The organism is Thalassolituus oleivorans MIL-1, from assembly GCF_000355675.1.
Classification (GTDB): Bacteria; Pseudomonadota; Gammaproteobacteria; order Pseudomonadales; family Oceanobacteraceae; genus Thalassolituus; species Thalassolituus oleivorans.
Map to the genome: position 1 here is coordinate 2,980,299 of NC_020888.1, position 22,528 is coordinate 3,002,826.

Annotated in this window: 14 protein-coding genes; 8 read left to right on the top strand and 6 right to left on the bottom strand. The window is 45.1% G+C overall.

Going from position 1 to position 22,528, the window contains the following annotated elements:
- Positions 1 to 23: 23 nt before the first annotated feature.
- Both TOL_RS13650 and TOL_RS13655 read left to right on the top strand, forming a co-directional pair.
- The gene (locus TOL_RS13650; RefSeq protein WP_015487937.1) at positions 24 to 1,787 is read left to right on the top strand and encodes a TonB-dependent receptor domain-containing protein; all 1,764 of its coding nucleotides are present in this window, start codon (positions 24 to 26) and stop codon (positions 1,785 to 1,787) included.
- 16 nt (positions 1,788 to 1,803) lie between these two features.
- Positions 1,804 to 2,376 (top strand): cob(I)yrinic acid a,c-diamide adenosyltransferase, encoded by a 573-nt coding sequence (locus TOL_RS13655; protein WP_015487938.1) that lies wholly within the window; start codon positions 1,804 to 1,806, stop codon positions 2,374 to 2,376.
- A gap of 17 nt (positions 2,377 to 2,393) precedes the next feature.
- On the opposite strand, the gene TOL_RS13660 is transcribed toward TOL_RS13655, so the two are convergent.
- Positions 2,394 to 4,340, bottom strand: a complete 1,947-nt coding sequence (locus tag TOL_RS13660; protein WP_015487939.1) for a transglycosylase SLT domain-containing protein — start codon at positions 4,338 to 4,340, stop codon at positions 2,394 to 2,396.
- Positions 4,341 to 4,626: 286 nt separating this feature from the next.
- Here TOL_RS13660 and TOL_RS13665 point away from each other — a divergent pair, with 286 nt between their 5' ends.
- Together TOL_RS13665 and TOL_RS13670 are read left to right on the top strand one after the other, a co-directional pair.
- On the top strand, positions 4,627 to 5,829 hold the full coding sequence (locus TOL_RS13665; RefSeq protein ID WP_158505927.1) for a beta-galactosidase: 1,203 nt from the start codon (positions 4,627 to 4,629) through the stop codon (positions 5,827 to 5,829).
- A gap of 336 nt (positions 5,830 to 6,165) precedes the next feature.
- On the top strand, positions 6,166 to 7,323 hold the full coding sequence (locus TOL_RS13670; protein WP_015487941.1) for a fatty acid desaturase: 1,158 nt from the start codon (positions 6,166 to 6,168) through the stop codon (positions 7,321 to 7,323).
- Between the two features lie 85 nt (positions 7,324 to 7,408).
- On the opposite strand, the gene grxD is transcribed toward TOL_RS13670, so the two are convergent.
- Entirely contained in the window at positions 7,409 to 7,729 is a 321-nt protein-coding gene (gene grxD / locus TOL_RS13675) for a Grx4 family monothiol glutaredoxin (protein WP_015487942.1), read from the bottom strand.
- A gap of 207 nt (positions 7,730 to 7,936) precedes the next feature.
- Here grxD and TOL_RS13680 point away from each other — a divergent pair, with 207 nt between their 5' ends.
- Together TOL_RS13680 and TOL_RS13685 are read left to right on the top strand one after the other, a co-directional pair.
- Positions 7,937 to 9,973 (top strand): bifunctional 2',3'-cyclic-nucleotide 2'-phosphodiesterase/3'-nucleotidase, encoded by a 2,037-nt coding sequence (locus TOL_RS13680; RefSeq protein WP_015487943.1) that lies wholly within the window; start codon positions 7,937 to 7,939, stop codon positions 9,971 to 9,973.
- 152 nt (positions 9,974 to 10,125) lie between these two features.
- Positions 10,126 to 12,027, top strand: coding sequence for a DUF6359 domain-containing protein (locus TOL_RS13685; protein WP_015487944.1), 1,902 nt, complete (start codon positions 10,126 to 10,128; stop codon positions 12,025 to 12,027).
- 47 nt (positions 12,028 to 12,074) lie between these two features.
- Here TOL_RS13685 and TOL_RS13690 read toward each other — a convergent pair whose 3' ends face one another.
- On the bottom strand, positions 12,075 to 12,419 hold the full coding sequence (locus TOL_RS13690) for an ArsR/SmtB family transcription factor (RefSeq protein WP_015487945.1): 345 nt from the start codon (positions 12,417 to 12,419) through the stop codon (positions 12,075 to 12,077).
- Positions 12,420 to 12,537: 118 nt separating this feature from the next.
- Between TOL_RS13690 and TOL_RS13695 the strand changes: the two genes are divergently transcribed.
- Positions 12,538 to 13,809: an NADH:flavin oxidoreductase/NADH oxidase family protein gene (locus tag TOL_RS13695; RefSeq protein ID WP_041589034.1), complete on the top strand. Its 1,272-nt coding sequence runs from the start codon at positions 12,538 to 12,540 to the stop codon at positions 13,807 to 13,809.
- A gap of 20 nt (positions 13,810 to 13,829) precedes the next feature.
- On the opposite strand, the gene TOL_RS13700 is transcribed toward TOL_RS13695, so the two are convergent.
- Both TOL_RS13700 and TOL_RS13705 read right to left on the bottom strand, forming a co-directional pair.
- Entirely contained in the window at positions 13,830 to 15,590 is a 1,761-nt protein-coding gene (locus TOL_RS13700) for a GGDEF domain-containing protein (RefSeq protein ID WP_041588509.1), read from the bottom strand.
- 298 nt (positions 15,591 to 15,888) lie between these two features.
- On the bottom strand, positions 15,889 to 17,475 hold the full coding sequence (locus tag TOL_RS13705) for an ABC-F family ATPase (RefSeq protein WP_075272927.1): 1,587 nt from the start codon (positions 17,473 to 17,475) through the stop codon (positions 15,889 to 15,891).
- A 428-nt stretch (positions 17,476 to 17,903) separates the two neighbouring features.
- Between TOL_RS13705 and TOL_RS13710 the strand changes: the two genes are divergently transcribed.
- Positions 17,904 to 18,764, top strand: coding sequence for an SHOCT domain-containing protein (locus tag TOL_RS13710; protein WP_015487950.1), 861 nt, complete (start codon positions 17,904 to 17,906; stop codon positions 18,762 to 18,764).
- Positions 18,765 to 18,793: 29 nt separating this feature from the next.
- Here TOL_RS13710 and TOL_RS13715 read toward each other — a convergent pair whose 3' ends face one another.
- Positions 18,794 to 22,426, bottom strand: coding sequence for a hydantoinase B/oxoprolinase family protein (locus TOL_RS13715; protein WP_015487951.1), 3,633 nt, complete (start codon positions 22,424 to 22,426; stop codon positions 18,794 to 18,796).
- Positions 22,427 to 22,528 lie beyond the last annotated feature (102 nt).

The following is a 22,528-nucleotide window of genomic DNA, read 5'->3' on the forward strand; positions in this document are numbered from 1 at the left end:
GGTCCTTACCTTTCGGAACTCAAATGAAAAAATTATTGATTTTATCCGTTGCTTTGGCAACACCAGCATTTGCTCAACAGCTCGACACTCAAACGACGATTGCCAGTCGTGTTGCCGAAAATGCAATTAATCCTGCGCAAGTGGTTTTATTTGATCGCGCTGACATTGAAGCCTCAAATGCTCAAACGCTAACCGATCTATTAGCCACTCAGGCAGGATTTCAGTTTTCTAAAACCGGTGGTGTTGCGCAAGCGAGTAACCTCTACATCAATGGTCTAGACAGTAAGCAGATCGTTTTCTTAATTAACGGTCAACGCATCGGCTCGGCAACTGCGGGCACAACCGAATTTCAATTAATTCCTCTAGAACAAATTGAACGCGTAGAAATCATCAAAGGCTCACGAGCTTCTATTTATGGCGCCGATGCACAAGGCGGTGTAATTAATCTTATTACTCGCCAAGATGTGCCGAGCACGACCATTAATACCGCAATTGGTACAGATGAAACTCGTCAGATCGGTGTGCGCAGCGCGGCTAAACTGGGCGATACCAGCGTGTATATCAGCGCCTTGCACAATGCAGCAAGAGGCTATGATATCAAAGAAAACAGCGATACCGATGCCGACGGCTACGAACGCAACGGCGTTACCGCAGGCGTTAGCTATCAATTTACAGACGCCCAATCCGCGGGCCTAGACTTACAAGCGAATAAAGGCAATTACCAATACGACAGCAGTTTTGGTGGCGACGAAGCCGATTTTGATAATCGTGTAATTTCCGCCTTTTACCAGCTACAAACGACTCGTGCTGACGTGCGTCTACAAGCAGGAAAAAGCTTAGATAAAAGCTGGAATTTCGGCCAAGGTATTTCTCGCTCCAGCGCCGATTTATTCTCGACCGAGCAAGACAGCTTGGATCTAACTGGTTTAATTCGCATTAATCCTAAGCATGCTGTTTTAATTGGTGCCGATTATCGCAAAAGCGATGTCAGTGCTAGCGACACCGCATACGACGAAACCAGCATTAGTACTCAAGGCGGGTATTTAGGTTATCGATTCCACGGTGAAAATATCGTTTTAGAAACGGGCAGTCGCTACGATGATGATGAGCAATATGGTGATTTTTGGTCATTTAATACCAATGCTGTTTTGAACTTTAGCAATGGCGATAGCTTGGCGTTGGGGCAAGCAACTGCTTTCCGTGCTCCAACGTTTAACGAGCTATATTATCCTAGCTATGGCAATCCGGATTTAAGTATAGAACGTTCTCGCATTTGGAATATTGATTACACTTTACCATTGGTTGATGGCAGCCTACTGATTAGCGGTCAACGAGCATTATTTACCGATCAAATTGATTCAACACCAAGAAACATCGGTCACTCTGAGATCAATTCTTTAACAATTACTTGGGAGCAACACTGGAGCCGTGCATTTTCTAGTCGTTTAATTCAAGAGTGGTTAGATGCACAAGACCTCGATAACGATCGCCGTTTAGCACGTCGCGCCCCACGCGTTAGCAAAGCGATTGTGAGCTATCAAGCGAACCGCTGGGATGCCAATATCGAAGGCAGTTATCATCAGCGCAGTGTTGAATACACTTGGATGGGTGATAGCATTCCGTTAGCAAGCTACAGTGTATTCAACGTAAATACGAACTATCAGGTCAACAGCCAATTAAGCCTAGGCTTGCGTATAGAAAACCTACTAAATCATGACTATAGCACTGCCAATGGCTATATTGCCGAAGGTCGCTACGCACAATTAAGTGGTCGTTTTCAGTTTTAATTAAAGAGCACACATCATGGGAAATAGACTGTCACGTATTACGACTAAAACCGGCGACAAAGGCGAGACAGGCCTTGGTGATGGCAGCCGTATCAGCAAAAGTAGTCAGCGCATTCACTGCATTGGCGACGTTGATGAGTTGAACTCATGGGTGGGGATGCTACGTGCATCCCTATCGAATGACGATGGTCTACAGCCCATGCTAGATCAAATTCAGCACGATTTATTTGATTTGGGCGGCGAATTAGCAGTTCCCGGTTATAACGCTCTACACAGTGTGTTAATTGATGATTTAGAAGATTATCTTGAAGAGCTCAACGATGACTTACCGCCGTTAAAGGATTTTATCTTACCGGGGGGAAGTGAAAGTGCATCACGCTGCCATATGGCTAGAACCGTGTGCCGCCGCGCTGAACGTAATATGGTTGTTTTACTCGAAGCCAAACACTCAGATAACGACATTAATCTACTGGGCTTACAGTACTTAAATCGTCTATCTGATCTGTTATTCGTTTTGGCTCGGGTGTTAGCCCGCCGTGAAGGCGGTCAAGAAGTGCTTTGGAAAACACGTCATCAGCGTGAATCGTAACAAGAAGCCGCAATAACTTATGGTATTGCGGCTGTTTTTGATGGGCCTGTATCGTTTTTCGACAAGTATTGAGTAATCCCTCTCTCTGATGGTTCAAGAACTGAAATCACCTCATCGCCATCCAAACTTTCAAAAATCACCCGATATGTAAGAACTGCTTTCACATAATCACGGGTTTCACGATAAGAGATACTTTCGATAAACTGATCGAACGAGCCATTAGATTCAGCTAACCAGCGATCGGTACGATTAGGGCCTGCGTTGTAACCTGCTAAAGTGGCGATCACATTTCCGTCGTATTTCTCCAATAGTGTCTGCACATAGGAGCTGGCGAGTTGTACATTCATCTCCTGATCAAATAACTGATCGCCATGACGATAAGGGACATCTTGCTGACGTCCTACTTGCTTAGCGGTGCTTGGCATCATTTGCATTAAGCCTCGCGCTCCAACCGGAGACACAGCATCTTTATTAAAAGCGCTCTCACGACGAGCTATGGCCATTAACAAGATAGGATCTACTCCGCGCTCATCCGCCCACTGGGTAAATAATTCTTTATACGCAGGCGGGAAACGATGAGCAACATAATCCCAATGGCGACCCAGTATCGTGGCCTGCACCGATAAGCCATACCATTCGTTTTTAAGCGCGTATTCGGCGAATAAGCCCGATTTAGCGGGTGAGCTATTAATCAAATAACTCCACTCATCCATCGCCAAACCATGCTCATTAATAGCCCATAAAGCACTAATGCGCTGAATCGCGGGGAATGAATCAATTGCCAGTAAATCCTTATCGTTGACTTGCGGTGCTGCACTATTTAAAGCGTAAGGTAACGAAGATTTTTCAGCGGCTAAAAAACCATAGAAATCGCGTTGGGTTGCGGCAATTTTATAAGCAGCGTCAGCTTTCACCTGATCACCCAACTGTTCAAATGCACGTGCACGCCAATACTGATAATAACTATTATCAGTAGCCATTCCTCGAACACTTTCTGTCCAATACAAAACGGTATGCCATTTTGAAGCCACGATAGCTTCGCGTAAAACTGGCTCAATCCAATCAGCATTACCCGCTTCAATTAAGCGCAAATACGTATTTTCATCACGTTGATCCGCAGGAAGTTTATAACTGTTACGCGCCAAGGCCTTATTGACGACAGCGATATCGTTCTCGTTCATCGCATATTTCGACTTTACTTTCGGCCATAAAACTTGAGCTTCATGTATCTTTTTATTGGCAAGATTCACCATTACTGCGGTTACTAACGGCGAAACTTCAATTCTATTGCTTACTTTTTGCGGCAAATCTAACAGCGCATTAGGATTCTGAATGATCGTTTTGAGATATGAGCGAGTGGGCGTCCAGCTATCGTCCGTCAGTTTGCGTGCTACATATTTAGCTAAACGGGTATTGCCATTTTCTAGGCTAAGTAAAGCACGCTGCCAGATCATGTGATTATCGATTTCACCGCGGCTTATCATCGCTTTAAATAAATCATCACACTCATCTGGCAAAGGCTTGCCATGTAACCAAAGAGAGCGGCCGCCTTCAAATGCTAATGCTTGGTCTGATATGAGTTGTGCGCGGTAGTATATGCAACGCCCTGCCACATCGGCTGGCGCTTTAGAATTTAGAGCAACCACAGCATCCCACTTACGTGCTTTACCGTAAGCGCTGGTCGCGTGCTTTTTTAGCCAACCATATAACGGCGTATCAGGATAGGTTTCAGCAAATTGCTGAATGGCTTCAGGCGATAATTTTGGCAGTTGTGATTTGAGGCGATGAAACTCAATATAGGGCGCAAGTACGTGCTGCTGCACCTCAGCATCCACATGACTCCACTTGCCTTTACGTGCAGATTCAAACGACTGTTTGAACTCTTCGTTGCTAAGCCCCCAACTAAGGCCACACGAAGTAATGGCCCAAATAGAAATCAACACTCGAATAAAGCGAATACCCATATAACCTGCTGATAAATAAAACGGCTAGTAGCATCATAAGCATAGCGCTTACTAATAGAAACACATCGGTGAAATAAGATTAAATTTAGTTAGACCCAACAGGGCAAAGTTGACCACAAGTCCCGTACACAAGAAAGACACAAATTGAAAACGTGACAAACTTCACGATTGACCCACAAGATCAAAATAACACTATACAAGCCAGCAGCATGAACACTAGAGTAGCAAGCTCACTAATAACTTTATTAACAAAAAGTGGCATATGCTGTTCTACCATAGGATCAACTTGCGGTTACATTGGAAAGACGCAGGTTCCCGTTTCCTCAAAACTGCGCTACTCAGCATAACGACAACCACCTTCTTATTTTTAGTCGGATGTGGCGGTGCCAGCTCAACTTCCGAGTCGCTCACCGATACAAACGGCGATCCCCAAGAACACTCCCCCGATACAAACACTGAAAACACTAAGCCGGAGCCAGCAACAGAAGACGTCGCTGATTCCAGCACTGATGATCCAGCTATCGAAGAAACCACTTATCAAATCGCAGGAACATACTGCAGCTGCGGCCTAACGAGCGAAAAAGCATCGTCAATCAATCGTGATACCGAAGGCTTAGACTACTTAGATGGTGTATTGGTGCGTATTTCTTGGACAGACTTGAATCCTCAAGTAGGTATCTATGATTGGTCATATATCGACGAGCAAATCGAATACGCCGAAGCGCGTGGCATAAAGATCACATTAGCGATTATGAATGGTCCATATGCTCCTAAATGGCTAGCCGACGAAGGCGCTACCTTTATTGATTATGTGATACGCAACGATAGTCGTAGCCTTCCCTTACCTTGGGATGACGTTTACTTAAGTTACTATAAAGAATTTATAGCAGCCTTAGGTGAGCACTATAAAGATTCCAATACAATTGCGCTAATTCATATGACCAACGCCACAACCAATGGCTTTGAAATGCAATACAACTTCTCGACGGAAACAGAAGCTGAGTTTCAAAATGCTGGCTACAGCGAAAGCGCTTTAATCGATTCATGGAAAGGTGTCGTAGATGCCTTTGCCACAGCCTTCCCAACCACACCAATCGATCTTGAAGTTCACCCCGTATTTTTCAGTGATGAGGTCCCCAATGAAGTGGTCGATTATGGGCTGAAAATATATGGAAAACGATTTGGTGTATTCGCCGCTTGGTGGAGTGAACATAATGCACTGAACGTTTACACCGGTGCATATTCGTTAATTCAACGAGCTCAACAAGAGAGCTTTGCTTCTCTACAAATGGTCGGCGCTGTTAATAACGATATCGGCTCAAGCTCACTCACAACAGACGAGTTTACAGCGGCACTTGAGTTGGCCATTAGCAATGGAATCTACTACATCGAGGTCTGGAATGCGGATCTGATCAATAGCGATTTAGACGTTTTAATACTTGCACACGATACGGCCATAGAAAATTATAAAGCCTCATTGGCAGAATAAGCTTTTTTAACGCCACCTCATATTTAGTTAGCCTCTAATATTTCCCCCTATAAATTAAGTGCAACTTAAACACCAATCTCAAGCAATGGAAGTCTTTTAGTAAAGATATCAATAACAATCTATTGGCATTTCACAATAATCGATACGAAAACCGTCCAAAAAATGCGATTTTCTCGAAATCGACTACAATTTTATTCTTACTTTGCTAACTGTTAACGCATATAAATACTTTCAAGCAATGACATTACAGACAAAGATACCGTTTGTAGTGACTATTGGATCAATAAATATTACAGTTGTGTGAATAACTATAAAAACATGGAATTAATAACAAAAATGGCTAGTGAACAAGACGTGGATACGCTAAAGCTGAAAGAGCAAAAAAACTCTCTCATTGCCGATTACGCAGTACGCAAAAATAGTAAAGCACTACTTCAAACGCTAACTACGATCATTCCCTATTTCATACTTTTTTATACTGCCATAGCAGCTCTATCAATATCCTACTGGCTATCTGCCGCAATAACGGCCGTACTTGTTCTTTTTATTTTACGCGTCTTCGTCATCATGCATGACTGTGGCCATAACTGCTTGTACGAAAAGCCAAGAGGTAATGCAATTACCGGTTTTATTCTTGGCGTAATGTGTGGTGTTCCTCAGTTTGTTTGGTCAAAGCACCACGATTATCATCATGCTACTAATGGCAATTGGGAAAAATATCGTGGCCCACTTGCAGTACTATCCGCATCCGAATACGAAAAATTGACATCCAAACAACGTAAGTCTTATGCACGGGCAAGAAAGCTTTTCATGGGGCCAATTGCGGGATTTTTATACTTCATATTCAATCCGCGTTTTAATTGGTTAAAAGGCAACGTCCAATTAATACGTTTTATTATTAAAGAAAAAATCGCTAACAAAAATCAGTCTTTAAAAGATATTAGCGCTAAATTCGAAACACGCTCTTGGGGCGATTGGCAAGAATATCGCCACATGACGGCTAACAACCTCACACTGTTCTGCGCTTGGGCATTCGCCATTAGCTATTTTGGTGCAATACCTTTCTTTACCATCTATACGATTGCCCTATCTCTTGCTGGTGCTTTAGGTATTATTTTATTTACCGTGCAGCACAACTTTGAAAATTCATATGCCGCAGATACTCAACACTGGGATTACTTTGCTGCAGCTATCCATGGCACTAGCTTTTTACAACTACCTCGTTGGTTAAATTGGTTTACCGCGGATATCGCCTATCACCACATTCATCATTTATCGGCACGTATTCCAAATTACAACTTAGTGGCATGCCATAATCGGCATAAAGATTTATTTAACAATGTACCTCGGCTAAGTCTTTTCGATATACCGGGCGCATTCAAATATGTTATCTGGGATGAGAAACAACAGACATTAATAACCGCTAAGCAGTTTTCACAGAGCTACAGCCGCCAGCCCACAAGATCGTCCGCACACTTGGCTAGTGCAAACTAGTTCGGCAGCGACAGCGACTTAGTAACAAATACTACCCATAAAAAAACCGAGCATAGCTCGGTTTTTTTGGCTCAAAAGCAACGACTTATTCTTTCGGAGCCGCTTCGTCTAGCAAGGCTTTCAGTTCGCCTTTGGCGTGCATCTCAGTAATGATGTCACAACCACCAACTAGCTCACCATTCACCCACAATTGTGGGAAGGTTGGCCAATTAGCATAAGTTGGTAAGTTGGCGCGTACTTCTTGGTTAGACAAGACATCTACGTAGGCAAACTTCTGGCCACATTCCATTACTGCTTGCACAGTACGGGCAGAGAAACCGCACAACGGCTGGTTTGGTGAACCTTTCATGTACAACAAGATGCTGTTGCTTTCGATTTGGTCTTTGATGACCTCCATGATGTCCATAGGTTTACTCTCTCTAATCGTTGAATGACAATGGCGATAGTTTAACACAAGACAGAATAATCCTGACAGCCACAGTAGGGATTGAGTTATCTAAGCAGTAACATCTTCGTCAAGAGTTGGACTTATTTTCGTTATTTTCCTTTCACTTCTCTGTCATTGAAGCTCTCTAGGGTCTTAGGTCTCATTATCTAAGGACAGGAAAAATCCATGACACCGAATCGCAGTTCCCTCATTCATCTTGCGTTGTATTCGACTATAACACTCGGGCTTGTCGCTTGTGGTGGCGATAATAACAACAGCGGCGGAGATACGGCCAACTTAGTAGACCCAGCACCTGCGAGCAGCAGTACTGTGACTCTGCGCATCATGGAAACGACAGATTTACACGCCAACGTCATGAACTTCAATTACTACCAAAATGCGCAAGATGACACGGTTGGCTTAGTTAAAACCGCGTCTCTTATTGATGCTGCTCGGGCTGAAGTCGACAACAGTGTATTGGTCGATAACGGCGACCTACTGCAAGGCAGCCCGCTAGGCGATTACGTTGCCAAGGTAAAGGGATTAGAAACCAACGAGGTTCATCCAATCTACAAAGCGATGAACTTACTCAATTACGACGTAGCTAACGTAGGGAATCACGAGTTCAACTATGGCTTACCTTTCCTAAAAGAAGCCATTGATGACACCAACTTTCCCTACATTTCCGCCAACGTGTTCTTTGACGATGCCGACAACGACACCACTAACGACATCCCTTACTTCACGCCGTATCTACTGAAAGACAAACAAGTACTGGATACCGAAGGCAACGCACACACGATCACTATCGGCTATATCGGCTTCCTGCCACCGCAAATATTGCAGTGGGATAAGAACAATTTAGAAACCCGCGTGATTGCTAAAGATATCGTCGATATGGCAAATCACTATATACCTGAGATGAAAGCCGCCGGTGCCGATATCATTATCGCCATTGCACACTCAGGCTTAACCACGGATACCCGCGCAGGGGGCGATGAAAACGCCAGCTTCTATCTATCACAGGTGAACGGTATCAATGCCATTATGTTTGGTCACGCGCACCGCAATTTCCCTGGCGATAGCGGCTATGATGGCATCGACGCCATTGATAACGTCAAAGGCACGCTCAATGGTATTCCTGCCGTCATGCCTGGATATTGGGGCAAATACCTAGGGTATATCGACCTGACATTAAGCGTCGATGGCGATGATGTTTGGTCAGTAGCGGATAGCCAATCCGTCCTCAAGCCTATCTCACAAACCAATGCCGATCGCTCAATTACCTCTCTCGTTGCCAACCACCAAGGCATCGAAATCGCCGTTGCCACAGATCACGCCGAAGTTAGTGAATGGGTGAGTGAGCCATTCGCAAAAATCTCTGCTCCGATTAATAGTTTCTTTGCTTTGGTACAAGACGATCCATCCATTCAGGTCGTCACCGATGCGCAGACTTGGTATGTAGAATCCATTGTTGCAGGCACTGAATATGCGGATCTTCCTATCCTCTCAGTGGGTGCGCCTTTCCGTGCAGGTCGAGGCGGCGCAGACGACTTCACCGATCTTAGTGCCGGGGATGTGTCTTACGGTAATGTAGCCGATTTATACATTTATCCGAACACACTTAAAGTACTAAAACTCACCGGTGCAGAAGTAAAAGAATGGTTAGAAATGTCTGCTGGACAATTTAATACCATAGTGCCCGGCAGTTCAGGCAATGAGCTTATTAATACCGATTTCCCCAGCTATAACTACGACGTTATTGATGGCATCACTTACCAAATCGACGTTAGCCAAGACGCCAAATACGATAAATCAGGCAATCTAATTAATGCCGAAAATAATCGTATTAAAAATGTTCAATATCAAGGTGTAGCCATTGACGACAATCAAGAATTTTTAGTGGTGTCTAATAACTACCGTGCCGGTGGCGGTGGTAACTTCCCAGGTGTCACCAGCGATAAAATCGTAATTGATGCTCCCAATGAAAACCGCCAAACCGTGGCTGACTATCTCATTGAGATGACTGAAGCAAATCCAGATACGGGCTTCGATCCATCGGCTGATAACAACTGGTCATTCACGTCGATCAATAGCACAACAGTAACATTCAAAAGCTCTAGTAAAGACTCAGCGCAAACATTTGCGGCAGGTAGTGCAGCCATTACTTATAACAGTACCGATGAAGATGGCTTTGGGGTTTATACACTGAATTTAGAATAAACAGAGAATAACAAAAAAATAATAACCTAGTACGCCTAGGTATATAACGGAGCGCCAAGTTTTTTTGCGCTCCGTTTTTTTATCTACCTGCTTGGTAGAACTATTGTTTGTTAAATAACTGTTTGCAGGATAACTAAAAAAAGGAAATATCCATGAAACTACTCCAATATGCACGTCAATCACTGCTGGCGCTTGGACTTCTCAGCGCTGCATTTACAACACTGGCCGCAGACTATGAATGGAATGCGGCGAGCCCGGTTAAAGTACCTAGCAGCAATGCTAATGGTAAAACGGTATTATTCGATGTTTCTCACGGCGGCACAGAAGGCAATGCCGATTGGGTTATTGATGGGGGCTTTTCGGATTTCGCCGATGCCTTAGTCAACAATGGTTATCGTGTTGAAGAATATCGTGGGGTTGACCTAAATAACGATGGTCTGATTCGTTATTACGATGATGTAAATACGCCAAGCAATAGCAGTATTAACGAAGCGATTATTACCTACAGTGCGATTCAACATGCCGATGTATTTGTGCTGGCAGAATCAAATCGTCCGTTTAAAACCAGCGAGTACCAAGCATTAGAACAATTTGTTGCGGCAGGTAAAGGCATCTATTTTATCGCCGACCACTACAACGCAGATCGCAACTTAAATACTTGGGATGCAACTGAAGTATTTAACGGCTATAACCGCTCAACATTGAGCAAGTATAATATTGGTGGCGAATATGGCGACTTACGCAACCCTGGCAATGCTCATGGTTGGTTAGCGCAACAGTTTGGTATTCGCTTCCGCTTTAACGCTGCGGATTGCAAAACGGGTGTTAGTGATATTACTGCTGCTGTCAATGCCGAGGGAATCACGCAAAATGTTGATCCTATTCTTATGGCCGGTGGCGCTACACTCGCTATTACCGACCCTACTAAAGCCAAAGGGCTAGTCTACTTCTCAACTCAAGACAGCGTCAGTCGTTGGTCAAATGCCGTCGATGCGGGTCTATATTTTGGTGGCCGTGATGAAGGACCCTATGTCGCCATCGCAAAGTCCGGTGCAGGTAAAGCGGCTTTTATTGGTGATTCTTCACCGGTCGAAGATGCCAGTCCGAAGTATCGTCGCCAAGACAGCGGATCAACTAAAAAAACGTATCCGGGCTGGACTGATCCAGGCCATGCCTCAACCTTGAGTATTAATATCGTCAACTGGTTAGCGACTCCCGAAAGCTACACCGCTTTTGATAACAACAATGGCCATGTTTCAGGTGAGGCAACACCGACACCAAAAGCTGCAACTGAAATGGATGATCCTGACAATGGTAATCCATGGAGCACTCCATCTAACGGTTACAATCCTTGGGATACAGCAACCTTTGCCAATGGCTCATTCGGTGCTCCGCTATCCTTAAATGGCACCAGCACACCGCCAACAGACCCTACTCCGCCTACAACCGGTAATGCTCTGAGCGTAACCGAAGTGTTAGCACTAAATAACGGAACGGCTGTGCAAGTGATAGGTACCGTGACTGAAGCCGTTAACGGAATTTACGGTTTAAAGCTTACTGATCTTAGCGCTCCTAACCAATACCTATACGTTAAGTTAGAAAGCTCTCAGCGCGATCAATTTAATCCGCAATTAAATCCAGCAATTATCGGTGAAACCCTACTCATTACAGGTACCAAAAATGACTATATGTCATCTCCTGGTGTGCGCAGTGTAACCGACATTAGCATTACGGTAGCTCCGACGCCTGATCCAGTATCGAATAACAATTATATGTCGGTAAACGATGCGTTAAACACCGTAACAGGAACAGCAATTGTGGTTACTGGCTATGTCACGCAAGAAATAAACGGTATTTATGGTTTGCAGTTACAAGACTTAAATAATGGCAGTAAAAACATTAACGTAAAACTTGAAAGCCAATATCGCAATCAGTTCAATCCACAATTAAATCCAAGCATTGTTGGTGAACAAATTTATGTTAGCGGTAAACGCGATTCCTATATGAGCGCAGCAGGAATCCGCTATGTAGATGACATGGGGATTGTAAACTAAGAAACTGGGCGCACTGCCTTTGTGTTGTGCGCCCAACTTATTTAAAGCTATTCAGATATATCACTAAAAAAACCGGTTAATGCTTGCCGCATTGGCTCGTTCAGATAGCAAGTCAAAAACTTACCATTACGCTCTACACGAATTAAATTAGCGTTCACCAGCTCTTTCACATGATGTGAAATCGTCGGCGCGCCGATATTCAGTGAGTTGATAAAATCATAAAGCACACATCCTGCATCGTCGTCAGGGCCAACATCATGACGCTGCATCCGTACAATTTCTCGATACATCTGCAGACGATTGGCATTCGACAACGCTTTAAAGGCATTGCATAAGGCCTCAGTCGTGAGTGAATTGGCGCCGTCGGACTGCGTGTTAATAGAAGTAGTCATTATCATCCTGTATTGGGACACTAAGTTTCAGCAAACAGATAGTTTGACGATGATCGAACTATCAGTTACTTTGATGACCATCGAAGTATATCACTGTTTTAATTTTGGAGTTATGTCTATGTCCAGCCCCAAGCTTGGTGACGCGTTTACCTTAAAGAATGGTACTGTGATTAAAAATCGCTTCGCCAAATCAGCACTAAGCGAAACCCTTGGCAGTGTTGATTTGCGCGTCACCGAGGCCTTGCCGCGCTTGTATCAGCGTTGGGCAGAAGGCGGTGTAGGTCTTAGCTTCACTGGCAACGTTATGATCGACCGCAATAATATCGGCGAACCAAACAACGTCGTGGTAGAAGACGAGCGCGATATGCCAATGCTTAAACGTTGGGCAGCGGCGGCTAAGTCTCAAGGCGGACAAATCTGGATGCAGCTTAATCACCCAGGCAAACAAACACCCAAGGGCCTGTCGCCGGATCCTGTATCGCCGAGTGCCATCCCCTTTAGAAAGGAAATGCAGGCATTTTTTGCTACTCCACGCGCGCTCCGCGAAGATGAAATTCAAGACATTATTCAGCGCTTTGCAACGAGTGCAAAGATTGCCAAAGACGCAGGTTTCGATGGCGTACAAATTCATGGCGCACATGGATATCTTGTTAGCCAGTTTTTGTCTCCGCACCACAACCAGCGCACTGATCAGTGGGGTGGCTCTGCGGAAAATCGTATGCGCTTTGTAGTCGAAGTGTACAAAGCGATGCGCGCGGCATGCGGCAATGATTTCAACATTGGCATCAAGATGAATTCTGCCGATTTCCAACGTGGCGGTTTTGGCGAAGATGATGCTGTTATTGTTGCTAGTCGCTTAGCTGAACTCGGTATTGATCTCATTGAAGTATCCGGTGGCACTTACGAATCACCAGCGATGGCACAAGGCAAAGATGCTGGCAAAGGTAGCTCCGCCGAACAGCCAAAAGCATCAACGATTGCGCGTGAAGCTTACTTTTTAGAATTTGCTGAAACACTGCGTAAAGCGGTTGATGTACCACTTATGGTTACCGGTGGTTTCCGTACTAGTGAAGGGATGAGCAAAGCGCTGGAATCCGGTGCATGTGATCTAGTAGGACTAGGGCGCTCATTATGCGTTGAGCCCGATTTAGTCAACCGCATCCTTACGGGCGAAGACTTTACTAGCGTGGTACGGCCTATTAAGACCGGTGTAAAAATGATCGACAAAATGGCATTAATGGAAGTCTCTTGGTACGAACGCCAATTACATCGTATGGGCAAAGGTAAAGCACCGCGTCGCCAAGATCAGGGGTTTTGGTCGCTACTAGACGTGCTGGCGGTAATGATATCGCGCAGCATTTTAAATCGCGTACAGCGTTTAAGAGCCTAGTCTGAAACTAGGTAACGGAATTAAAAAGCACGTTCTTTAATTCCGTTACGCCCACTATCTTTTACTTCATACATTGCCTCATCCGCTTGCGACAACATAAACTCCAGTAGTTTATCGACCTCAGGATAAATATGGTTATCCTCACCATGAGCAATAAACTGTTCGAAAATAACGATACCAATACTGGCGGTAATACAAATCCGCTCACCATTATTTACCATCAAGCTGATATTATTTAAGGCTTCGTGCAAGCGCTTAACAAAACTTCGAGCATCGTTGGTATTACTTTGTGGCAGCAATATAACAAACTCTTCACCACCATAGCGGCAGACTAAGTCCCCCTCTCTGGAAGTACGTTTTGCTACGTCAGCGAGCTTTTCGAGCACCTTATCTCCGACTCCATGACCATAGTTATCATTGATATTTTTGAAGTGGTCAATATCAAATAAAACCAGAGCAAACGGCTGATGATGACGTAATGCATTCGCGAGTTCACGTTTACCTTGATCAACAAAGGAACGACGATTCAGCAAGCCTGTTAAGAAGTCTTCTTGAGCGAGTTGCTCTAACTGCTTTTTACTCTCTGTCAGCTCAAATGTGCGTTCAGCCACCTGTTTTTCTAAACTATGCATCAGTAAATTCAGGCTCACTTGTTGATCGCGATCTTTGGCTAGATACACAGTCAACATCGCTAAGGTAAAAAATACTAAGCCCCACTGACCCGCATGAGCAATCCAGAATAGAAAATTATAGGCCGAAAACATATCCATCAAGAGGGATAAAAAGAGCGCCAATATGCCAAAAATCACCAAGCCATCTTGAAAGCTAAGAGGCTCGCGTCGCAAAAAACAACCGATCAACAAGGCAAGTACTAGCAATATAAATAAGCCGTCAAATATGCCGTAAGCATGAATAAAACTGACATCCAAACTGACCGATGCGAAGATGACTCCCGCAACAAATGTGCAGGTAACAATACATACCAGCAAGGCAATGCGTCTAACAACGCCAGAAAACCATTCGCGCACCACTAATCCCAAAAAGAAGGGCACCAGAAAATAACTAAAAGCCGCTAGGTAACGCCATATTAAAGGTTCATTCAAAATTACTTGGCTAAGTTCATTCTCTGCAAACATCATTAATACTAGATCAAAGGATAACAACCCTGTCGACAACGCAATACGACGTTCGCGTTTAATAATGCCTAAGGTAGTGACCAAAATTCCGGCGACAAATAAGATGACGATAAAGACCATGCCCGTCATGCCGCGTTTATATACGCGTTGCAGCAAATCACTCTTCTCGCCTATTACCACTTCGCCAGACAGACCGATAAATGGATAATTTGAATAAATACGAAAGTAGAGCTCCGTTGGTTTATCGGCATTCATGACAGGGATTAAATGCCAAGGCCAACCCTGAAACTGACTCAATCCAGCCAAGCTAATGTGACCGAACTCATAGGTCATTTTTTGATTTTCAAAAACTTGAACGGTTAAATCAATACTATCAACAAAGATGTAAGGGTCACGCCAATGCCCTGCTGGCAACGACAGCTTTAACCACAAAATGGAAGCATCGTTAGAACGCCCAGGAACATCATCGAAAACCGCCAAATCTTTCCATTCTGCGGTTTGCATTTCCCAGCCGTTGTTATACGAAACATCTCCCCAATGATAAGACCACCCAGATTCGAGTGTTTTAATGTCTAACTCATCATTAGCAGCTATTGATAATTGTGATAATAATATGAGTAGCGTGAGCAAAACTACATCACGCACGCACCGTATACCAGTGGGCATATGAAAACTCATCGTTTAATTGGCCGCTAAAAAAATTCTAACCGCCATGTCATAGACTGTGTAAACAGACTTTGACAATAAATTTAGTAATGACTATAAGGATAGTGAAGAATCAAGGAAAGTGATAATCCAATGTGCATATATAACAATGGTTGCAACTATATATATTAGGCTTACTGGATGATTTGATGACAGATATATATTTTTAGAAATATCAAAAAACTGGTTATATCATAACGACAAAAAAAGGAGGCTCTATAGCCTCCTTCGTTGTTACTCAACGTTGATGCGCTAAGTACTCATCATACGTGCCTTGGAAGTCGATGATCTTGTTGTCTTTGATCTCTACGACTCGGGTAGCGAGGGAAGATACGAACTCACGATCGTGACTCACAAAGATCAAAGTACCATCAAATGCTTTCAGTGCTTTGTTCAGTTCCTCAATTGCTTCCATATCTAAGTGGTTCGTAGGCTCATCCATGATTAAGACATTGATATCCTTCATCATGAGCTTGCCAAACAGCAGACGATTCTTTTCGCCACCAGAACAAACGCGCGCTTTTTTATTGGCATCGTCAGCGGTAAACAGTAAACGACCAAGCATAGCGCGCACCATCAAATCATCATGTTTAGCGCTGCGCCACTGCGACATCCAGTCGAACAGATTGAGATCACTGTCAAAATCATCGGTGCTATCTTGTGGGCAATAGCCGATAGATGCGTTTTCAGACCATTTAACCACTCCACTGTTTGGTGCTAACTCATTGATCAAGCACTTTAAAAAGGTGGTTTTGCCTGCGCCGTTCTCACCGATAACCGCCAGTTTAGCTCCAGCTTCTAGAATCATATTGCCGTTAGTGAACAAGGTTTCGCCGTCATAGCCGTGAGCTAACTCCTCAAGGATAAGTGCTTGGCGATGCAGCTTTTTGTGCTGTTTCAAGCTGATGGATGGCGACACGCGGCTGGATGACTTAACTTCATCTAGCTGAATCTTATCCATCTTTTTAGCACGAGAGCTAGCCAACTTAGCTTTTGAGGCGTTGGCAGAGAAACGGTTAACGAAGGCCTGAAGCTCATCTATTTCCGCACTTTTCTTAGCATTCTCAGTAAGTAACTGCTCACGAATCAACGACGATGCTTCAAGGAAGTATTCGTAGTTACCCGGATAAATACGTAGCTCACCGTAATCAATATCCGCCATGTGAGTACAAACTGAGTTCAAGAAATGACGATCGTGCGAAATGATGATCATGGTCGATTTACGCTGGTTCAGTACTTCGGCCAACCAATTAATCGTATACAAATCCAAGTTGTTGGTCGGTTCGTCCAACAATAAGATATCTGGGTTAGCAAATAAGGCTTGTGCCAATAGCACACGGACTTTTTTACCCGGTGCAACCTGCTTCATGGAGCCAAAGTGATATTCTTCTGGAATACCGGCCTCTAGCAAAATATCACCCGCACGGCTTTCAGCGCTGTAACCGTCCATCTCGGCAAACTCAACCTCAAGATTCGCCACCTTCATGCCATCTTCTTCTGACATTTCAGGCAGTGAATAGATGCGATCACGCTCTTGCTTCACTTTCCACAGTTCAACATCCCCCATGATCACGGCATCAACCACGCTGTAATCTTCAAAAGCGAACTGATCTTGACTCAAGGTACCGACTTTTTGCCCTGGGGTAATCGACACGTTGCCTGACGTTGGCGCAAGCGCACCACTCAGAATCTTCATAAAGGTCGATTTGCCGCAGCCATTGGCACCAATAAGGCCGTAACGATTGCCGTTACCAAACTTAGCTGAAATATTTTCGAATAGAGGCTCAGAGCCAAACTGCATGGTGATGTTTGCGGTGGAGATCAAGGGTCAATCCTAAGGCGTACAAAGAGGAAGAAGATGCTTCACACCCAAATATTTAGGTGGTTCTCAAAGAGGCGCGACTATATAGAGTTGCTACCCGAAAGTCGATGCACACTGATCATTTATTAAGCACCTTTACTGTCAAAACCCGTCAAAGCGTCGGATTGGTGCGCGTATGAAAAACAGTGCCATTGTGGTTAAAAGGAACCTACGTTCAATCATCTGATGTGGTAACATGGCTAAATTGTGATCAGGTCAACCGATTATTCTTACGTCGAGCCATCACTTAATCAGCGTTTATTCTCCGTTTCGTTTGTCATCCTAGTTTATTTGTAACCTGCTACGGTCATCGTAGGTTTTTACTCTTTAGTCATGACTCGACCGCTATATTCGACTCTAATTCCCCCAAGCCCCCAATAGGAGGCAGCGTTATGCAAAAGCTCACTCAAACCGGCCAAAATCTCGTTAACGATGTCGCGCGTCGTTACAATCTCAGCGTGGATGCTGTTGTCCATATGTTAGTCGCCGTGAATAACGGTGGTGGCAGCATGGCTCAGTTTAATTGCCCTGAGCTAGGTGGTGGCGGTCAATGGATGCGTGGCGGCATGACCATGGTTGGCGACATGTTCAACAACGGTTTAAAAAACACCGTTGATAACTTGTGCAATGAACTCGCGAATATATTGGCCAACAACCAAGTATTCCCAGTCATTCCTGCAGGTACACCGGGTAGCAGCCAATGGTGGCCAATGGATTTGGGCAGTCCTTTCAGCAGTGGTTCGCAAAACAACATACGTTATGCGGTATTTCCACAACGCTTAGCGGTTGAATTGAATGGCCAAGTAACGGTATACGACACCTTGGATCACAATATCGGTGGCGTTAGCCAGCAGCAAGGTGGTGATACCTCACTGACGTTTAGCAGCCAATATGGAACGGTTGCAGTATCTAGCTTGCCGATTATTCATGGAGCAGGTTTACCAAAACCGGTGCAAACCAACTTTGCGCAGCCATCATCAAATAACCAACAGATGAATAATGGTTCACAAAGCCAGTCACAAGGAAACTCATCATTTAATCAGCCGATGAATAGCCCAACGCCAAATTTCGCACCGAATTTTGCACAAGAAGAAGCCGCCAATAATGCTTCAAACAATAATTCGAATAGCAGCAACGCGGCCAGCGGTGATGTAATTGCACTACTCGAGAAGTTAGGGCAATTGCGCAGCGCCGGTGTATTAACCGACGATGAGTTTAATGCCAAGAAACAAAGTTTATTAAGCCGGATTTAATCCGCCTGAGTAAATAGTTAACGGGAGCGTTAGGCTTTTTCGCCAAACCCTCCACCACCCGGTGTATGTATACAAAATACATCGCCGGGATTCATTTCGACATCCGCACAACTGTCCAGCCATTCAATGGTTGGGGCTGACGATTTGGGCTGACGCAAAACAAAATTCTGCCCTGTCGCCCCCGTCCCACCACCGCTTAAGCCAAATGTTGGCACGTGCCGATGACCACTGATAATATTGGCGCGCATAGGCTGTAAAAACCGTATATGACGCTCAACACCGTCGCCACCCGCAAACACTCCTGTTCCGCCAGAACCACGGCGAATATGAAAATGATCGAGTACCACAGGGAAGCGCTGCTCTAGCACTTCAGGATCGGTTAAACGCGAATTAGTCATATGGCTGTGTACCGCACTCGCACCTCCCCCCAGCGCCGAAGCCCCCGCACCACCACACAAAGTCTCATAGTACTGATGTTTAGCATCACCAAAGGTGAAGTTATTATTGGTGCCTTGGCTACCCGCCATAATCCCCAGTGCGCCCATTAAGCAATCCACTAAGTATTGGGCGGTTTCGACGTTACCGGAGACGACAGCGGCAGGATACACAGGCGCAATAATGGATTGCTCTGGGACAATAATATCTAAAGCGCGAAAGAACCCCGCATTTAACGGAATTGGTTTTGCCACCAATAAACGAAAGCTATATAAAACGGCTGCTCGAACCACGGAGGTTGGAGCATTGAAATTACCCGGATGCATTAATTGCTCTGGGCGATAGCCAGTTCCGGTGAAATCGATACATGCCGTTCGAGCACGTTGGTTAACATCAATATTCACCATAAACTGGGTGTCGTCATCCATTGCGTAACTAAACCGTCCGCTAGGCAGAGATGCTAGACACGCGCGCAGTGTTTCATCGGCATTGTCTTGTACATATTGCATATAGGCGTGCACAGTGGCGCTGCCGTAATCGTTACATAAGCGCTGTAACTCACTGGCCCCTTTCTCACAGGCCGCGAGTTGAGCCATTAAATCGGCAATATTTTGCTGAGGATTTCTTGCAGGATATTTAGCACTGTTAAGTACCGCGAGTATTTCATCGGTTTGAAAATGCCCTGCACGCATCAGTACAAGGTTATCGAGAATCACGCCTTCTTCTTCAATATGGCGGCTATAAGCGGGCATAGATCCCGGCGTAATACCGCCAATATCGGCATGATGTCCCCGCGCGGCGACATAAAAATCAGCAGCGTTATTGGTGCCAATAAATACCGGCTTAACCACAGTCACATCGGGTAAATGGGTGCCACCGTTGTAGGGGGTATTGAGCACAAAGGCGTCACCCTTTTGCATATTGGGATGGCCATCAATCACCACTTTAATGCTTTCGCTCATTGAGCCTAAATGCACAGGGATATGCGGCGCATTTGCCACCAGCTCACCATGGCGATCAAACAAAGCGCAGGAAAAATCCAATCGTTCTTTAATATTAACGCTACTGGCCGTTTTTTCGAGAACAAATCCCATCTGCTCCGCAACGGACATAAACAGATTATTAAATATTTCTAAACGTACCGGATCGCGCTGAATAGTCGCGGAATGATCAACATCGTTTACCCGTGTTATTTCTTCATTCTTTTCGATTAGCAACGCACCGCTATTTAACACCCTCAGCTGCCAGCCCTGCTCAACCATGATAGTGCTATTGGCATCGGTTAATAACATGGGGCCCGATGCTTCATATCCGTTTGGTAAATCGCTAGTCGCTACAATAGGCACCCGCGCCAACTCGCCACCGACCAGGATATCGGCAAAATGGTTAATAATTGGCTTCGACTTTATTGCGGTATTTTTTGCAGTAACTGACGATTCAAGTGTCACACCTGCAACCTGGCACTCCAATTGAATGGCATCGGCAATAATGGCGGTATTTTCTTTGATAAAACCGAATAACTGCCGATGTTGCTGCAAAAAACTAGCAGACATTAACTCTGCACTATCGAATGTCACTAATAAGGGTGTGTCCGATCCTTGATAGCGTAAGTACACACGGCGTTGTTGCTCAACCGCAGCGTTACTCGCTAATGGCGATTGCTGAAACAGCGTCTGAAATTCCTGCTCAAATGCGCCCTTATCGGTTAAATCAAACGCAACCGCTTGCTCCCCCAACCAGCGTTGATCCGCCAAACCGATACCATAAGCCGACAACACCCCGGCTAAAGGGTGCAGATATACACGGCTCATACCTAAAGCCTCGGCGACTAAACAGGCGTGTTGACCGCCCGCTCCGCCAAACGCACTCAGCACGTAAGACTGAATATCATAACCACGCTGTACCGATATTTTTTTTACGGCTGCCGCCATGCTATCAACCGCAATAGCGATAAATCCTTCGGCCAATTGTGCGGCGGTATAATGTCGCCCAGTTGTTGCACTGACCTCTTCTGCCAATACCGTTAATTCCTTTACTACGATATCGCGATCCAACGGCTGGTTTTGCTCAGGCCCAAACACATGAGGAAAGTACGACGGCTGAATCTTGCCTAAAAATACATTGCAGTCGGTAATCGTTAACGGTCCACCATTGCGATAACAGGCTGGCCCCGGAAAGGCACCCGCCGATTCAGGACCCACTAGTAAACGACCGTCGGCAAAACGTACGATAGAACCACCGCCAGCAGCCACCGTATGAATATTCATCATAGGCACACGTAAACGCACGCCGCCTATTTGAGTTTCGGTCTGCCGCTCTAACTCACCGGCGTAATGACTCACATCGGTTGAAGTACCGCCCATGTCAAAGCCGACGATACGATTAAATCCATCCGCCTCGGCACTGCGTACCATACCCACGACACCGCCAGCGGGGCCGGATAAAATAGCGTCTTTACCGCTAAAATCAGACGCCTGCGCGAGACCACCATTCGATTGCATAAATTGCAAATTTGTTGGAGGTAAAGCACGACTCACTTGCTCAACATAACGCTGCAAAACCGGCGATAAATAAGCATCTGCAACTGTGGTGTCACCGCGCGGAACCAGCTTAATCAATGGACTAATTTGATGACTCAAGGAGATTTGGCTAAAGCCAACATGGCGTGCAATGTCGGCAATAACAAGTTCATGCTGCGGATACTGATAGCTATGCATTAATACAACGGCAACCGAGCGAAAGCCAAGCGTGTAGGCTTCTTCTAATTGCACTAACGTTGTTTCGATATCTAACGCTAAATCAACTGAGCCGTCAGCAAGAACACGTTCAGCTACTTCATATTGATGACAATAAAGCGGCTGCGAACGTTGAATATGAGTTGCAAAAATATCAGGGCGCGTTTGATAACCAATGGCCAATTGATCGCCAAGACCTTTGCTAATAAGCAACACCACCTCATCGCCCTTACGTTCTAACAGGGCGTTAGTGGCAACGGTAGTGCCCATCTTTACATTGGCTATTTGCGCGGAAAACTGAGAATGAGTAGCTTGCAACTGACGAATCCCCTCAATCGCAGCGTCGTCATAATGCTGAGGGTTTTCTGATAGTAATTTATGCGTTAGTAAGTAACCGTCGGGACGTAGAGCCACGATGTCGGTAAATGTACCGCCACGATCCACCCAAAACTGCCATTGGTCTTGCGTTGATGGTGTTGTGTCCTGACTCATGTTCGCCCCTATTAGTCTCTATGCGCACTCACATGTGCTGCGCATAGTAGCAAATTTAATGCATGACTAAAGCAAGCGATGAACCTTGCAAGATGACACCCA

Excerpts from the sequence above, each read along its gene's own strand:
- TOL_RS13650 (WP_015487937.1), top strand. The coding sequence starts at position 24 with ATGAAAAAATTATTGATTTTATCCGTTGCTTTGGCAACACCAGCATTT.
- TOL_RS13655 (WP_015487938.1), top strand. The coding sequence starts at position 1,804 with ATGGGAAATAGACTGTCACGTATTACGACTAAAACCGGCGACAAAGGC.
- TOL_RS13660 (WP_015487939.1), bottom strand. The coding sequence starts at position 4,340 with ATGGGTATTCGCTTTATTCGAGTGTTGATTTCTATTTGGGCCATTACT.
- TOL_RS13670 (WP_015487941.1), top strand. The coding sequence starts at position 6,166 with ATGGCTAGTGAACAAGACGTGGATACGCTAAAGCTGAAAGAGCAAAAA.
- grxD (WP_015487942.1), bottom strand. The coding sequence starts at position 7,729 with ATGGACATCATGGAGGTCATCAAAGACCAAATCGAAAGCAACAGCATC.
- TOL_RS13680 (WP_015487943.1), top strand. The coding sequence starts at position 7,937 with ATGACACCGAATCGCAGTTCCCTCATTCATCTTGCGTTGTATTCGACT.
- TOL_RS13685 (WP_015487944.1), top strand. The coding sequence starts at position 10,126 with ATGAAACTACTCCAATATGCACGTCAATCACTGCTGGCGCTTGGACTT.
- TOL_RS13690 (WP_015487945.1), bottom strand. The coding sequence starts at position 12,419 with ATGACTACTTCTATTAACACGCAGTCCGACGGCGCCAATTCACTCACG.
- TOL_RS13695 (WP_041589034.1), top strand. The coding sequence starts at position 12,538 with ATGTCCAGCCCCAAGCTTGGTGACGCGTTTACCTTAAAGAATGGTACT.
- TOL_RS13710 (WP_015487950.1), top strand. The coding sequence starts at position 17,904 with ATGCAAAAGCTCACTCAAACCGGCCAAAATCTCGTTAACGATGTCGCG.
- TOL_RS13715 (WP_015487951.1), bottom strand. The coding sequence starts at position 22,426 with ATGAGTCAGGACACAACACCATCAACGCAAGACCAATGGCAGTTTTGG.